We start from the raw sequence: 14727 nt of genomic DNA, 5'->3' as shown, positions 1-14727 counted from the left end.
TTATGAGCACCCACAACAATAATAAAATAACCGTAATGTGTGCCAACATACTCGATTTTGTTGACGACCCCGCCATAGCCGGCGAAAGCGCCCATCGCTATTTTGAAAAAGGCGCGTTAGTTATTCAAAGCGGCAAAGTCGTTAACCTTGGTTACGAGCAAGACATACTGCCAAGCATTGATAAGTCAGCCACTATTATTCGCCACGATGGCAAACTGGTAATGCCCGGCATGATAGACACGCACATACATTTGCCGCAAACCGAAATGGTCGGCGCGTATGGCGAGCAGCTTTTAAGCTGGCTTACCGAATACGCCTTCCCCACTGAAAAAAAGTTTACCTGTGAGCATTATTCAAAAGATATATCTAATCGCTTTTTAGACGAGCTACTGCGTAATGGCACCACTACCGCATTGGTATTTGGCACTGTGCACCCGCAATCGGTAGATGCGTTTTTTAACGAATCTCAAAAACGTAATTTACGTATGATTGCCGGTAAGGTAATGATGGACAGAAACTGCCCTGACGATTTATCTGATTGCGCGCAAACCAGTTACGATCAATCAAAAGCACTGATAGAAAAATGGCACAATGTGGATAGGTTAAGCTATGCGGTAACGCCACGTTTTGCACCCACATCTACCCCAGAGCAACTACAAAAATGTACTCAATTATTAGAAGAATACCCCGACACCTACCTGCATACCCACTTATCTGAAAACAAAGACGAGTGCGAATGGGTAAAAGGGTTATTCCCAGAGGCTGATGATTACCTAGGCGTGTACGAGAAAGCTAAAATGGTGCGTAAACGCTCGGTATTTGCCCATAGCATTCATTTATCTGAGCGTGAGCTGTGCTGCCTTGCCGATAACAACGCGGCTATATCGCACTGCCCTACCTCTAACTTATTTTTAGGCTCGGGCCTTTTAAATTTAAAGAGATGTGAAGAGCATGGAATAAATGTGGGTATGGGTACCGATGTAGGCGCAGGAACAAGTTTTTCTATGCTACAAACGGGTAACGAAGCGTACAAAATTCAGCAGTTACAAGGTCAAAAGTTCTCAGCATTTAAAGGGTTTTATTTAGCCACCCTAGGCGGCGCACGTGCCCTTGATTTAGAGGGCACCATAGGTAACTTTAATGAAGGCTGCGAGGCCGACTTTATTGTAATGGATTACGCGGCCACCTCGTTTTTAAAATTCAGAATTGGCCATGCCAAAACCCTTCACGAACAGCTTTTTGCCATGATGATGCTAGGCGACGACCGCTGTATTGAACAAACCTACATTATGGGTAAAAGCGTGTATAAACGCGACGAACAAGCCCAGTTTGCAGCCACACCTACACCCGATTTAGAAGAGGCATAACCCGATGGAAAACTATTTATTTGAGCTTGCTCATTTGGTGTTTAGATACTTTCACGTGGTAGCAGGTATAGCGTGGATAGGCGCCTCATTTTATTTTGTGTGGCTTGATAATAACTTACAAACACCGCCACAATGGAAACAAGATAAAGGCATAAAAGGCGATTTATGGGCTATTCATGGCGGCGGCTTTTACGAAGTGGCTAAGTATCAAAATGGCCCAGAACAAATGCCCTCTACCCTACATTGGTTTAAATGGGAGGCCTACACAACCTGGATCAGCGGCGCGCTGTTATTTACGCTGTTATATTATGTGGGTGCAGATGTGTATTTACTCGATGCCAGTAAAAGTGAGCTCAGTAAGTTTGCAGCTATTGGTGCATCACTTGGTTTTATAGGCTTAGGCTATGGTGTTTATCGGTTATTGTGTAAAAGACCGCTTGTTGAAAATGGCAAGGCATTTATTGCCCTAGGTGTAGGCTTTTTAGCGTTATGGACGTATGGGGTTGATCAGCTATTTAGTGACCGCGCAGTGTATATTCATGTTGGTGCATTAATTGGTACCTGTATGGCCGGTAATGTATATCACATTATTATGCCTGCACAGCGCTACATGGTAAGCGAAGTAGAAGCTGGGCGCATTCCTGATTCAGCGCCGGGCTTAAAAGCAAAGCAGTGCTCAGTACATAATAACTACGCCACCCTACCAGTTATATTTATTATGCTAAGTAACCATTTTTCGTATACCTATAGCCATGAGTTTGGTTGGTTAGTGCTTATTGGCTTTTTTATTATTGGTATGTGGATACGCCACTTTTTTAACTTAAAGCACCAAGGTGTTAATAAGCCTTCAGTACTAATAAGCGGTATTGCCGCGTTTTTTGCGTTAATGCTAGCCATAGTACCGTGGCCAAGTAGCTCTGTAAACGCACAAAATGATCTACAAGCAAGTATAAGCGATGCACAAGCGTGGGATATTATTAATAAACACTGTACACAGTGCCACAGTGAAACCCCTACCTCAAAGCTTTTTCAAACCGCGCCGCTCGGCTTTAAGCTCGACTCACTTGCTGATGTAAAAAAAGCCAGTGCACTTATCCATACTCGCGCGGTTATAACCAAAGACATGCCATTGGCTAACATGACAAAAATGACTGATGCAGAGCGTGAAATGCTTGGCACTTGGCTTAGCGCAGTAAAAAAGGAGCAGTAACATGAGCGAGCAATTTAAACATTACCCGCGCGATTTAATTGGTTATGGTGCACACACTCCGCATGCCAACTGGCCTAATAAAGCCCGTATAGCCGTGCAAGTAGTATTAAATTACGAAGAAGGCGGTGAAAACTGTGTACTGCATGGTGATGCAGCAGCCGAAACGTTTTTATCTGAAATAGTCAGCGCCCCGCATGTAGAAGACCGCCACATAAGCATGGAGTCTATTTACGAATATGGCTCGCGAGCGGGTGTGTGGCGCTTACTTAAACTCTTTAAAAAATACGATATACCGGTCACCATTTTTGCTGTGGCAATGGCCCTTGAGCGCCACCCCGATATAGCTAAAGCCTTTGTTGAGGCTGGGCACGAAATTGCAAGCCACGGCCTGCGCTGGATTAATTATCAATATATAGATAAACAAACCGAGCGCGAGCACATGCAAAAAGCCATTGAAATCATTCAAACACTTACTGGTAAAAAGCCCACAGGCTGGTACACCGGGCGCACAAGCCCTAACACAGCAGCCCTTGTGGTTGAAAATGGCTCGTTTTTATATGATGCCGACGATTACAGCGACGACTTACCCTTTTACAGTATTAAAGAAGGTAAACCACAGTTAATAGTGCCCTACACGCTTGATGTAAACGACATGCGCTTTGCTGCAGTGCAAGGCTTTAATGCCGGCGATCAGTTTTATAATTATTTAAAAGATGCCTTTGATACGCTTTATGAAGAAGGCGACCCACAAGGTGAAAACGCCCCAAAAATGATGTCGATAGGGCTGCATTGTCGCTTAATTGGCCGCCCTGGGCGCATTAAAGCCCTTGCACGGTTTTTAGAATATGCTAAATCGCATGAGCAAGTTTGGTTTGCCACGCGCGAACAAATAGCCGAGCACTGGCTTAAAACTCATCCGTATAATACCAATCCGCAATAGTACTTAATCATTTTCAGGGGCTAAACGTGTCGCTATCTGCGTTAAAATTCTCATTTAGAACAACTAAATAGCGAATTTTTTGCCTTGCTATCAACACGTTTATCCATCCTCAAAATAGATCATTTAATTATGCGCATTGGTATAAAAAAGCCTAGATGTGAGCCGTTAAAACTAAACTCTAAGAGCTTATTAGATTTATCGTAAAAAAAAGCCCAGCAGTGCTGGGCTTAAGGTCACTTTAGGAGTAGTGGTTTACTTAGCCATAGGTAATAAAACCGATATGTAACGCTGAGCCCAATTTGCTAATTCAACACGGTTACGAGAATTGGTTTTTTTAAAGGCACTGTACAAATGCGTTTTAACGGTGTGGTCACTTATATTAAGTTTATCGGCAATGGCGTTATTGCTCGCCCCTTGAGCAATTAAGTGAATAACCGATTTTTCACGTTTAGTAAGGTGCGCATAATCGCCTTTTTTAAGCGTGATATCTTCTTGTAGGCTATTAAACGAAGAGGCAACCGAGAGAATATCTGAAAACGCTTTTGATATAACCTTTCGCGTAAACCATAACTCGCCTGCGGTTATTCTAACTAGCCCTTTAAAAATAGTTTCTGGTGCATCTGATTTATAAAACACACCATTGAAATGATTTAGCAGTAGGTTTTTTTCGCACACGGCATTGGGCTCTACATTAAATAAGACAACTTTATGCTTTTTAGCGAGGCAAATTAAGTCGGCAGGCAGCAAATCTAACCAGTTATTTTTAGCGCCATCAATTAAAAATAAATCAAACTTGTCCCTTTTCTCGTTTTTAGGGATCACGTCGTCCATTTTAATATCGCCAAAAATGGCTTGCATGGTTTTTAATATAGTTGTGTAGCTTTCACAGTGAAAAGAAGATTGAAACGTGGTTTTTACAAAAACGGCGTGTGGTTGTAGCATAGATTTCTTCCTTGAAATGTTTACACCACATTACCGAACTTATTAACAACTTACAATGCGCCCTTGGTATTATTCATACACGGCATAAAACAATCACCAATTATATTTAGTTAATAGTTACAATAACTTAATGATAATGAATGAATTATTTTCATATAAAATACTGCTCTGATCAGTCCTCACATAACGTATAAAAGCGTGAGGTAACCCCGTTAGTCCAGCCAAAACCTTGCTGTACTACGTATTCTCCGCCCCCTGCTTTTAATTGAGGCACGCACACATTGTATTTTTCTAGTAGGCACTGATTAACAGAAAAGTCGTTTTCTACCATTGTTAGCCAGTTTTGCATTATACGTTTACTAAGATCACTAAAACCGTAATTATTAAGCCCTTTAACAGCAAACCACTGCAGCGGAGCCCACCCATTAGGGCTATCCCATTGCTGTGATGTAGAGGTAACGGTAGTAACTATGCCGCCGGCCTTTAAAAAGTCGCGGCTTAGTCGCTTGGCAATATGTTGAGCTTGTTGCTCAGACGCTAAGTTAAAAAATAATGCAGTACATGCGGCAGCGCTTAACACCTTAGATTGACTCGCTTTGTGATGATTATAATCAACAAAAAAGTGTTGTTGCTCACTCCACATGTATTTATTAATCAGTGTGCGGCGAGCTGCTGCGTAGTCGCTAAATAAATCGGCTTGTTGGTTATTACCTAGCAGCTTATTAAACTTACTAAGCTGTTTTTCTAGGTTATAAAGCAAACAATTAAGATCAATGGGTAATATATCGGTTGTTTGTATAGAGCTAAGTGAATTAGGCTCAGCTAGCCAGCGAGAACTAAAGTCCCAGCCAGATTCACATGCAGCACGTATATGTCGATAAAAGTCGGGCTTTTTATGCTCAGCTAAGCCCTCTGCGAGTGCCAGATCTTCTCTCAGGGATTCTGCCCTAGGGGCTGCTTCATCGTCCCAATAACGATTTAACTTGCCACCGCATGGCATTTTTACAACTCGCCTTAGTGCCGTTTTCTCGTTAGTAAGCTCTTCTGCGCCTTGCATCCAAAACGCATACTCTTTTTCAAGCGCATCAACACATTTTTCAAGCCATGCTACATTATTGGTTTTGCTGTGTTCGTGCTGCCATAGTAATTCAACCATAAGCGCTAAAATAGGTGGCTGTGAACGCGATAAGTAGTAACTGCGGTTGCCATTTGGAATACACCCATAATCGTTTATAAGGTCGATAAAGTTTTGCAGCATATCTTCAACAATCTCGGGTTTATTAGCATCAATTAAGCCGAGCGCTGTAAAGTAGCTATCCCAGTAGTATATTTCCTGAAAACGCCCACCAGGCACAATGTAGCTATGCTTTAATGCTAATAAAGAATCGGCTTTAGGTTTATCAGCCGCCCGTCTCAAACCATGCCACAAAGAGTTAATGTAGTGTTTAACACTTGCGGTATCTGGCTCACTTTGCATACGTAGTAAGGGGGTCGTAATAAAGTGAGCATTTACAAACTCTTTTAATTGGGCTTGATTAAGTGGTGCTACTTGCTCGTAGTGTTTACACGCACTTTGCCAGCTGGTTCGTGCAGTTGCATCTGCAAATGTTTTACAGTCATCAAAAATATGTTGGGTCTGTACATCTTTAAATAACTGGCTCTCAAAAAAATTCATAACAATCCTAAATCAATTATATGCTGGCAGCGTGCTGAGAAATGGCGCGGGTGCGCTGTTTAAAAATAATCACGCTTATAAAAATTAAGCTAATGGGAATTAACGACAGGTAAAATGCGTGCTGACCACTAAAATGCTCAAATACGTAGCCTGTGATCATTGAACCAGTTGTGCCTCCAAGTGCTGAAAACACAACGATTAATCCTGTCATGGCTGCATGTTGGTGCTTTTCTAATGCGCTGAGCATTACCGAATTTAACACTGGATAAATTGGCGCCATAAAAAAACCAATGAGGGGCAAAACAAATGCAGCCAGTGGTGCATCAAATAGGCTAGTGATTACTGTATTAGGTAGGTTTTCAGTTAGGGGTAACGTTATAATAATAAGTAATGCCATGGCGACTAAGCATCCACACAGTACAAAAAACCAATTAATGTGCTTAAGCACCTGCCCCGCAACTAAACGACCAAACGCTAACGCCGCTGCAAAAATACTCGCTAACTGAATACTTATAGCCACAGGCAATTGTAAAACTTGGTTATTAAAGGTTGGCAGCCAAGTGCCTACGCCTTGTTCAATAAGGACATATAAAAATGCACTTATAATAAAAATAAGCACCAAGGGCTGATACGTTAATTTAAGCATGGCTATAAAGTCACTCAAACTAGAGTCAGTTTTATTTTTATCAATTGCAGGCGCAATCGGTGCAATAACAACACTTAGTAATACAATTAAAGTAAGCGCAGCCAACGCGTAATAAACATTGAGCCACGCATTGCTTTGGCTTGGGTCTATAAAGGCGGTAAAAATCCAATAACCACTTAATACACCCACCATAAAAATGCCTTCGATGGTGTTTAAAAGTGACGAGTGACTATTAGCATCTTCGGTTACTTGGCCAATAATCGAATAAACAGAAACTTTGACTACCGCAAAGCCACAGCCTATCACTGCAAATAGCACTTTAAACATATAAAATTCGCTGTTCAGTGCGGTGCTTAAGCACGCTAATGCAACGACCGCTAAAGCCCCTAACATTGCGAGCTTATACCCTAATCTAGGAATGAACGAGGCAACAACAAAAGACATTATCGCAATTGATAAGTCTTTAAACCCTTCCAAAACAGACGCCTCAGTTTTGCTAACGCCCAATGTGTTTATTGCCTGCAAAATGACTGTTCCTACGCTATTTAATAATATTGCGAAAATAAAATAGCTTGCAGCAATTGCTAGTGTGATTTTTGTTTTACTCATAGCTTGCCTTACTTATAACGCAGTGCGCCATAACGATTAAAGCTAACACCTTTGGGTAATTAGCGTGTGTGTTTGTGTCAGTGAACGTTGAGTTTAGTGTAGAATAAAATTCAATGCAATCGTTTGCATTTTAAGTTTTAAAGTTTGTACCTATCATTCATAAATCAGCGTTTGCTCGATTGGCGAGTTATTAATTCTATATCAATAACTTGAGATTCAACTTTTTGACCCATAAATTGTTGCATAAGCTTTTTAACTAAAAGCTCAGCCGCTAATTGAGTATTTTGTTTAATTGTTGAAAGCGACGGATGGCTAATATCTGCCATTGCTATATCGTCAAAGCCCACCAATGCAACATCATTAGGAATACTGACATAGCGCTCTTTTAGCGCCTTCATTGCACCTAAGGCAACCATGTCGCTACAAGCCATTATTGCATCAAAGTAGAGCCCTTTTTCGCGTAATAGACTATTAATTTCTTGATACGCCGAACTACTCGTAATATCAATAGAAACAACGTGCTGCTCTAGTTTATGCGTAGATAGCGCAGCCGCATAACCGCGGTGTCTTTCGCTAATTTCACCGTGCTCTGGGTCACCTAAAAATAAAATATTTTTTGCACCGTGTTCGATTAAGTGCGCAGTGGCTTGCATTCCACCTAGGTAGTTATCACTGCCTACAATAGGGTAATTACTGGGTGTTTTAGGGTCTCCCCACACAACCAAAGGGATCCCCGCTTTAGCAGCCGCCTCTATATTGCGCTGATCTTTACCTTGCCCAACCACAATAATGCCATCGGCCCTTCGGCCATTAATAAAGTAATTGGCCCAATCGTGCTGTGCCATTATTGAATTAGACAATAAAAGCTCTAGCCCTTGTTGATTAAGTGCAAGATTAATTTCGCTAACCACTTTAAGTAAAAATGGATCGCTAATCGATTGTTCGGTTTGTTCATCTAAGTTAATGATAACAGCAACAACATTTGTTTTTTGCGTTCGCAAGCGGCTTGCAGCGGTGTTTAAACTAAAATTATGCTCTTTAGCGAGTTGTTTTAATTTATCGCGTGTTTCTTGTTTTATTAACGGGTTGTCATTTAAAGCACGCGAAACCGTAGAGGTAGACACCCCTGCCAGCTTTGCTAAATCAGCTAATTTTATTTTTTTGTTATCCATGAAAACCCTGAGCCGCGTTGTATTAACTAAAGTTTAATGTAACTAGCTGACAATATAGCATTATTAATTTTTTCTGGCTTGCCTCACAGGCTAAAAAAGCCATACCTTGGCTTTTACGCTCAATATTTCTACAAATATAATTCATAAATAATTTACAAATAAATATTGCAAACGTTTGCATTAATCTTTAAGGTTTCATCATATACAGCCTGTTTACATAAAAAATTTGTATACAGCGCAGTAAATCACACACTGTTTAACACACTAAAAACGGGATCACACATGACATTCAATAAAGCAAAAAGTACATTAGCGTGCGCTATAACTTTAGCCTTGAGCTCACACGCCACCTTTGCACAAGAGCAAGCACAAGAAACCAAGGTAGAGCGAATTGTTGTTTCGGGCACACCTACCGGGGTCGGCATCAGAAAAATTGATGCAGGCTACGCTGTTACAAATATTGATAGCCAACAAATTATTAAACTTTCACCTAAAAGCACTGCCGATCTGTTTAAAGCCGTACCTGGGGTTTGGGTAGAAAGCTCAGGGGGTGAATCTGGTGCCAATGTATTTGTACGTGGTTTTCCTGGCGGCGGTGACGCCCCATTTTTAACCCTAAGTATTGAAGGGTCACCCGTTTACCCGGCCCCTACATTATCGTTTTTAGAAAACTCTTCACTTTTTAGAATTGATGAAACGATTGAGACCATGGAGGCTTTACGCGGTGGGCCAAACCCTGTTTTATCAAACGGCCAACCGGGTTTAACAACTAACTTTAGGCTAAAGCGCGGTGATGAAGACACCGAAGGCTTATTTAAATACACAACATCTGATTACGACCTACAACGAGTAGATGCTGTTATTAGTGGAGAAATTACTGACGATTTATACTTTATGGTTGGCGGCTATGTAAAAAGCTCTCCGGGTATTCGTGATGCAGGTTTTACCTCTGAGAAAGGCAGCCAATTTACTATTAATATCACTAAAGATTTAGATAACGGCGAGCTTAATTTTTATACCCGTCAAACAGATGATCATGGTGCATGGTACTTACCTACCCCACTTAATATTGAAGGGATTGACGCAGAATATACCCAACTTGGCACATTGAACCGCCAAGCAACAATATTCACAGGCCCTGATGCACAAGCACATGATATAGACCTAGGTGATGGCCGAGGCTGGGATGGGCATGTTTCGGGCGGTAGCATTAAGTTAGAGCTTGATAATGGTTGGCAATTTTCTGACCGCTTTAATATAACTAAAGGGGATGCCAATACATACGGGTTGGTGCCAAGTGGCTCAGCAACCACGGTTGGTGCAGTTGCCGATAACGGGCAAACCGCATTTGGTGCAGTAACCAATACTGAGTACGCAAGCGATACTCCAATACAACAACTTGGCCGCTGGGTTGTTTTAAAAGAAATTAGCTCATTTACAAACGATTTAGCGTTTTCAAAGCAATTTGATGATTTATCAGCCACGTTTGGTTACTACACAGCCAGTACATCGGCAAACGATTGGTGGAGTTTAGGTAATACGGCTTACCACGTACTAGAAGCAGGCGGCGAGTCGCTAACTGGCATTGAGTGTAATCAAAGCACTGATGGCTGCGATTTTAACTACGATATTAGCTCAACAGGTGATGCGCGCACCAATGCGTTTTATGTAACAGCTCAATACAAATTTGCCGAAGACTTTACATTAGATGCAGGCGTGCGCCACGAAAGTCATGAAGTAGAATACAGTGTTGATGAAGGCCTTGATGGAATTATTACCAAAACAGTTAACTATGATGAAAGTAAAACATCGTGGACCACAGGGATTAACTATTCAATAAACGATGACATGGGTGTATTTGCACGCGTAAACCGTGGTTATAAAATGCCTTACTTTGACGACTTTAGAGATAACTTTAGCGCTTATGAAGGCGGCGAAAAGCTAATTAAAGAAGTAACCCAAGGCGAATTTGGCTACAAACTTATTTCAGATTCTACAGACTTTTACGCGACCTTGTTTGTTAACGAAGTTAAGGGCGATACATTTGTACGCCGCCCAGGTGTACCTGCAGAAATTTTAACAAACGAAGCGTACGGTGTTGAGCTTGATTATAACTTTAATCATCAGTCGGGTTTTTCGGTTAATTTAAATACCACACTACAAGAAACCGAAATAACGCAAAGCCCAACCAATGAAGGAAATGAATCTCAGCGTCAGCCAAAGTGGCAAGTGCGTATCACACCTAGCTACGACTTTGAACTACAAGGTATGTATGCCACTTTATATGGCACACTGTCGGCGGTTGATGACCGCTTTGGTAACAACGAAAACACGGTGACTCTTGATGGCTACGAAAAAGTAGACTTAGGTTTAATTTTAGAACCTATGGAAGGCATAAAACTACAACTGGCCATTGATAACTTAACGGATGAGCAAGGTATAACAGAGGGCGACCCACGTAATGCCGATGCCCCAAATGGCCGCTATATTATGCCACGCACTACGCGCTTTAGTGTAAGTTATGCGTTTTAAACACACTTAATACTAAAGGGAGCTTGGCTCCCTTTATTTTATTTTTTCGTTTAGTTTATTAAGCGCCTCTACCGAAAAGCCCCTATCGTAAAAATGTAAAATTTTACCTTTGCTATCTATTAAAACAACGCGAGTATTGTTTGGGTTTTTATTACCTGTAAATTTTTGCACAGTGTCACCATCTTCATAAATAGTGATTACCCCGCCCCACAGCTCTTTTGGTATACCCTTGCGCATACCGCTGTCTATAAATGTACTAAACATACGCGGGGCCATACCTGCTATGGTAGGCAGTTCGTAAGTGGGTAATGTAACTCCTGTCATATCTAAGCCAATTAACCAACGGTCTATGTCAAATTGGCTATCTTGTTTATAGCCAATAAGTAACAAGGTTTTATCGGCTTTAAAATCACTCGGTATGGTTACGCTTTTCTCATCTAGGCTTTGGCCGCTAATGGTAGGAAACTGCTTACCGGTAATTTGCTGATTTGGGTATTGAGCTGAGCACGCACTAAGCATTAACACCATAAATGCGCTGGCTATTATTTTAATCATTTTAAAACCTTACACTGTTATAAATATCATACTGATACGTATATGAGGTAAAACACGTTTAAACCGTTTGCAATTTTAAATACGCTTTAAACTCTCGAAGTGCCATGGGCTTGGCATATTTCCAGCCTTGGCCGTAATGTACGCCAGCTTGTTTTAGTATGGCTTCTTGCTCATTTGTTTCTATGCCTTCTGCCACACAGGTGTAGTTAAATTTACGTACCAACGCCATAATATTAGGGATCATTGATGCCTTTAAGCCTTGTGTTGTTATATCTTGTACAAAGGTGCGGTCAATTTTAAGCTGATGAAAGCTCAAGTTTTGTAGATTTTTTAAGTTAGAATAACCCGTACCAAAATCATCTATCGATAAATTAAAGCCCGCCTCAACCAGCCTTTTAAAATGGGTATGGGCAACTGTTGAGTCTAAATATTCGTCTTCTGTTATTTCTAAACAAATAATAAAGCGCGAATCGGTGAGTGCAGGTATGTCTTTTAAAAGCGCAATATTGCCTGTTTCTACATCATAGGGAAAAATATTAATAGAAATTTTAAAATTGCGCGGTAATGCCTCAACGGTGGTTAGCTCATGTAGTACTTTTTCAATCATGGCTTGGGTAAAGCGCCACGTTAAATTGGTTTTTCTGATAATAGGAATAAATTGATCAGGGAATAAAACCCCGTATTTATCTTCAAAACGGGCCAATGCCTCACAGCCAACCACTTTACCTGTTTGCAAACAAATAATGGGTTGGTAGGTCCAATAAAATGAGCCTTTTTTAAGGCCTTTGCGCACCCGCGTGATAGTTGAGCGCCTAGCCGCTAAGCTATAGTCAATTAACAGTCCACTTGATACACCCGCTAACGAAATTAAAATAAGCGAAATAATCAATAAAAATTGATTATCAGCAAAAAATTGGCTCCACGGAAGTTGTGCGGCTGCGCAGTACCCGGGGTTATTAGTACTGCATTTAATAATTGATTCATAAGGTAAAAATGCGTGATTTTTTACCTGCTCATAAACCCCTTTAACCCCCGCTAAATGAAACGTCTCGCGCGTATTTTTATAAAGTACTTCCCACTGAGGAGAAACAATTACTTTATCGTTAAAAGCGCGCGTATCGACTATTAAATTGTAATTACCTTGCCTTACAATTATCACTTCCATTGCACGGCCACTAAACAAAAGCAAATACAATTGCGGTTCGTACCTTACGCGCACAGGTTTATTATCGTATTTATCAATTCGAATGTAGTCGGGAGGATTATCGGTAATTGTAGCTGCCAGCTTTCCTGCACCGGTGGTGCAAACCAGCTCATTATCTGTAAAAAAGCCAATATCTATCACGTATTGTGCATCAAACAACGCGCGGCGCATTTCTATCAATGTATTGTTATTACATTGTTTAGCGTTTGCGTTATTTAGGCGGGTTAAAATTTTTCTACGTTCTGTTGCGGCAGCATCTATGTGTTGAACAATATAATTTGAATCTCGCGCTAACTGCCTACTTAGCTTTTGTGCAGCAAAGTACATCAGTGTGCTAGCACATATAATAAAAACCACGACACCGCTTAATACTGCAATTAAAGACCTACGTTGATATTGTTTCATAACACCTTTTTAAAGAAGCTGTGTGTGAGTCAGGTGCAATAATAATTGCATATCTGGGCATAAAAGCAATCAAGCTTGTAAAATAATTAAAGCAAATTACGTTTTTAATTTATTGATTTGTTTGCATTATAATTGCAAAACTAGGTGGCTGAGTATATCGCTAAGCTGCTTATGGCCTTGGCTATTTAAATGTATACCATCACTCCCTAGGGGGGCGTTAAAGTGTGATATATCAACGTAATTAAGCGCGTGATCGTGTGCTATACGTTTAAAGAGAGCGTTTAAGGGCAATAACTTTTGATTACAGTTTAAATAAATACGGCTTAACCCATGCTGAGGGTTAATAAATAAAGGACCAATAACAATTATGTTTGGTAAGTTAGCAGGCGAGTAAAATTGTTTAATAGAGCCAATAAAATGCGTAAGGCCGGTGGCTATATCTGCTGGGGCTAAGTTAAAGCGCTTTTTTAAATCGTTAGTGCCAAGTGCAATAATGAGCGTGTGTAAAGCGTATTGCTGCAAATCGGGTTTTAAATAGCGAATACCATTAAGCTCCCCTGTAAAAGGTGGGTTATTCACAAGCGTACGGTTTGGCTGCCCTGATTCTATTACGGTAAAGCCGCTGCCTAGCTGTTGCTGTAACCGCGCCGTCCAGCGGGTATTTTCATCATAGCGCTTACCTGTTTCGGGGTTTAAACCCCACGTATTAGAATCGCCAAAGCAGAGTATATTTTTTGTTATTTGCGTCATTAAAATGGGTTAAGTGTATAGCCTTGTTGTTGAAGTTGTGCGTGCGCGGTCATCGCAGAAAGCGACATTTTTACGCCATCAATAAGCAACTCAGGCGTTACTTTAAAATGAGTTGCCGATTGCCCACACACATATACCTGAGTGTTATTAGCAAGTAGCTGCTTAATTAACGCTTGGTTTTTATTATCAGCGCTAAAACGTTTTTTATATTCGCTATTAGCTAATACATCAACGCTTGCGCTGCCGTGTACAACTAATGCAAGCTGAATGTTTTTAAGCTTTACACCATGCGCTACATGCATTTTAATAAAACGCGCTAGCGAATTTATTGAATTATTTTGCTCGCCTTTTTTAGCGCCATCGGCAACATCAAATGCTATTTTAAATACCGTAGCGTCATTAATTTTGTCATGCTTTGGTACATTATAATAATTACCAAACCCGTTAATTGGTTGCTCATTAGCATTAATAAACGGGCTAAAAAGCAGCACTAAACCTAGTAAATATTTCATAAAACAATCCTGTGTTTTTAAGCGTATTACTAAACTACCAGAGACAACCAAAAAAGGCTGCAATTTAAGCAACCTTTTGGGTAATGCCGATCAGTTAAGAAATATTTTAATGATCAGTTGACCGATCTTCTATAGATGTAAGAATCCGATGAGCATTTGCCATCGGATTTTTTTATGAATATTAAAACAGCTTTAGACACCGCATTTA

General features: G+C 40.7%; 11 protein-coding genes and 1 pseudogene. 4 read left to right on the top strand and 8 right to left on the bottom strand.

Annotated elements, in window-relative coordinates; translation table 11 throughout:
- The first annotated feature begins 2 nt into the window (after nucleotides 1-2).
- From guaD to puuE, 3 genes are read left to right on the top strand one after another with little or no spacing between them, the layout of a single operon-like run.
- Nucleotides 3-1367 (top strand): guanine deaminase, encoded by a 1365-nt coding sequence (gene guaD, locus PSI06_RS15505; RefSeq protein WP_273604209.1) that lies wholly within the window; start codon nucleotides 3-5, stop codon nucleotides 1365-1367.
- Between the two features lie 4 nt (nucleotides 1368-1371).
- Nucleotides 1372-2577, top strand: coding sequence for a urate hydroxylase PuuD (locus PSI06_RS15500; protein WP_273604208.1), 1206 nt, complete (start codon nucleotides 1372-1374; stop codon nucleotides 2575-2577).
- Nucleotide 2578: 1 nt separating this feature from the next.
- A complete protein-coding gene (gene puuE / locus PSI06_RS15495; protein ID WP_273604207.1) occupies nucleotides 2579-3517 on the top strand; it encodes an allantoinase PuuE in 939 nt (312 codons plus the stop codon).
- A gap of 252 nt (nucleotides 3518-3769) precedes the next feature.
- On the opposite strand, the gene PSI06_RS15490 is transcribed toward puuE, so the two are convergent.
- From PSI06_RS15490 to PSI06_RS15475, 4 genes and pseudogenes are all read right to left on the bottom strand, one after another.
- The gene (locus PSI06_RS15490) at nucleotides 3770-4459 is read right to left on the bottom strand and encodes a response regulator transcription factor (RefSeq protein WP_064387111.1); all 690 of its coding nucleotides are present in this window, start codon (nucleotides 4457-4459) and stop codon (nucleotides 3770-3772) included.
- A 172-nt stretch (nucleotides 4460-4631) separates the two neighbouring features.
- Nucleotides 4632-6134: an alpha,alpha-trehalase TreF gene (gene treF / locus PSI06_RS15485; protein ID WP_273604206.1), complete on the bottom strand. Its 1503-nt coding sequence runs from the start codon at nucleotides 6132-6134 to the stop codon at nucleotides 4632-4634.
- A gap of 16 nt (nucleotides 6135-6150) precedes the next feature.
- Nucleotides 6151-7389, bottom strand: coding sequence for an MFS transporter (locus tag PSI06_RS15480; RefSeq protein ID WP_273604205.1), 1239 nt, complete (start codon nucleotides 7387-7389; stop codon nucleotides 6151-6153).
- Between the two features lie 164 nt (nucleotides 7390-7553).
- Nucleotides 7554-8564, bottom strand: a pseudogene (locus PSI06_RS15475) (LacI family DNA-binding transcriptional regulator); the annotation flags it as partial.
- Nucleotides 8565-8843: 279 nt separating this feature from the next.
- Between PSI06_RS15475 and PSI06_RS15470 the strand changes: the two are divergent.
- Nucleotides 8844-11093 carry a TonB-dependent receptor gene (locus PSI06_RS15470; RefSeq protein ID WP_273604204.1) on the top strand — a complete coding sequence of 750 codons (2250 nt, stop codon included), beginning with the start codon at nucleotides 8844-8846 and terminating at the stop codon, nucleotides 11091-11093.
- A 33-nt stretch (nucleotides 11094-11126) separates the two neighbouring features.
- Here the strand turns inward: PSI06_RS15470 and PSI06_RS15465 are convergent, their stop codons facing one another.
- The 4 genes from PSI06_RS15465 to PSI06_RS15450 all read right to left on the bottom strand — a co-directional run bounded on the left by PSI06_RS15465 (nucleotide 11127) and on the right by PSI06_RS15450 (nucleotide 14519).
- A complete protein-coding gene (locus PSI06_RS15465) occupies nucleotides 11127-11648 on the bottom strand; it encodes a hypothetical protein (protein ID WP_029773638.1) in 522 nt (173 codons plus the stop codon).
- Nucleotides 11649-11706: 58 nt separating this feature from the next.
- Nucleotides 11707-13257: an EAL domain-containing protein gene (locus PSI06_RS15460; RefSeq protein WP_273604203.1), complete on the bottom strand. Its 1551-nt coding sequence runs from the start codon at nucleotides 13255-13257 to the stop codon at nucleotides 11707-11709.
- Between the two features lie 126 nt (nucleotides 13258-13383).
- Nucleotides 13384-14007, bottom strand: a complete 624-nt coding sequence (locus tag PSI06_RS15455) for a GDSL-type esterase/lipase family protein (RefSeq protein WP_256845717.1) — start codon at nucleotides 14005-14007, stop codon at nucleotides 13384-13386.
- Nucleotides 14007-14519 (bottom strand): DsrE family protein, encoded by a 513-nt coding sequence (locus PSI06_RS15450; RefSeq protein WP_273604202.1) that lies wholly within the window; start codon nucleotides 14517-14519, stop codon nucleotides 14007-14009. Before PSI06_RS15450 ends, PSI06_RS15455 begins: the two co-directional genes overlap by 1 nt.
- Nucleotides 14520-14727 lie beyond the last annotated feature (208 nt).

Source organism: Pseudoalteromonas sp. GABNS16E (genome assembly GCF_028598715.1).
Taxonomy (GTDB): Bacteria; Pseudomonadota; Gammaproteobacteria; order Enterobacterales; family Alteromonadaceae; genus Pseudoalteromonas; species Pseudoalteromonas atlantica.
The sequence above is the reverse complement of the archived record's forward strand: the minus strand, read 5'-3'. Positions and strand labels throughout refer to the sequence as shown.

What these genes read in the sequence shown, in the direction of transcription:
- PSI06_RS15470 (WP_273604204.1), top strand. Translation starts at nt 8,844, where the DNA reads ATGACATTCAATAAAGCAAAAAGTACATTAGCGTGCGCTATAACTTTA.
- PSI06_RS15500 (WP_273604208.1), top strand. Translation starts at nt 1,372, where the DNA reads ATGGAAAACTATTTATTTGAGCTTGCTCATTTGGTGTTTAGATACTTT.
- PSI06_RS15480 (WP_273604205.1), bottom strand. Translation starts at nt 7,389, where the DNA reads ATGAGTAAAACAAAAATCACACTAGCAATTGCTGCAAGCTATTTTATT.
- PSI06_RS15455 (WP_256845717.1), bottom strand. Translation starts at nt 14,007, where the DNA reads ATGACGCAAATAACAAAAAATATACTCTGCTTTGGCGATTCTAATACG.
- PSI06_RS15490 (WP_064387111.1), bottom strand. Translation starts at nt 4,459, where the DNA reads ATGCTACAACCACACGCCGTTTTTGTAAAAACCACGTTTCAATCTTCT.
- PSI06_RS15465 (WP_029773638.1), bottom strand. Translation starts at nt 11,648, where the DNA reads ATGATTAAAATAATAGCCAGCGCATTTATGGTGTTAATGCTTAGTGCG.
- guaD (WP_273604209.1), top strand. Translation starts at nt 3, where the DNA reads ATGAGCACCCACAACAATAATAAAATAACCGTAATGTGTGCCAACATA.
- puuE (WP_273604207.1), top strand. Translation starts at nt 2,579, where the DNA reads ATGAGCGAGCAATTTAAACATTACCCGCGCGATTTAATTGGTTATGGT.
- treF (WP_273604206.1), bottom strand. Translation starts at nt 6,134, where the DNA reads ATGAATTTTTTTGAGAGCCAGTTATTTAAAGATGTACAGACCCAACAT.
- PSI06_RS15460 (WP_273604203.1), bottom strand. Translation starts at nt 13,257, where the DNA reads ATGAAACAATATCAACGTAGGTCTTTAATTGCAGTATTAAGCGGTGTC.
- PSI06_RS15450 (WP_273604202.1), bottom strand. Translation starts at nt 14,519, where the DNA reads ATGAAATATTTACTAGGTTTAGTGCTGCTTTTTAGCCCGTTTATTAAT.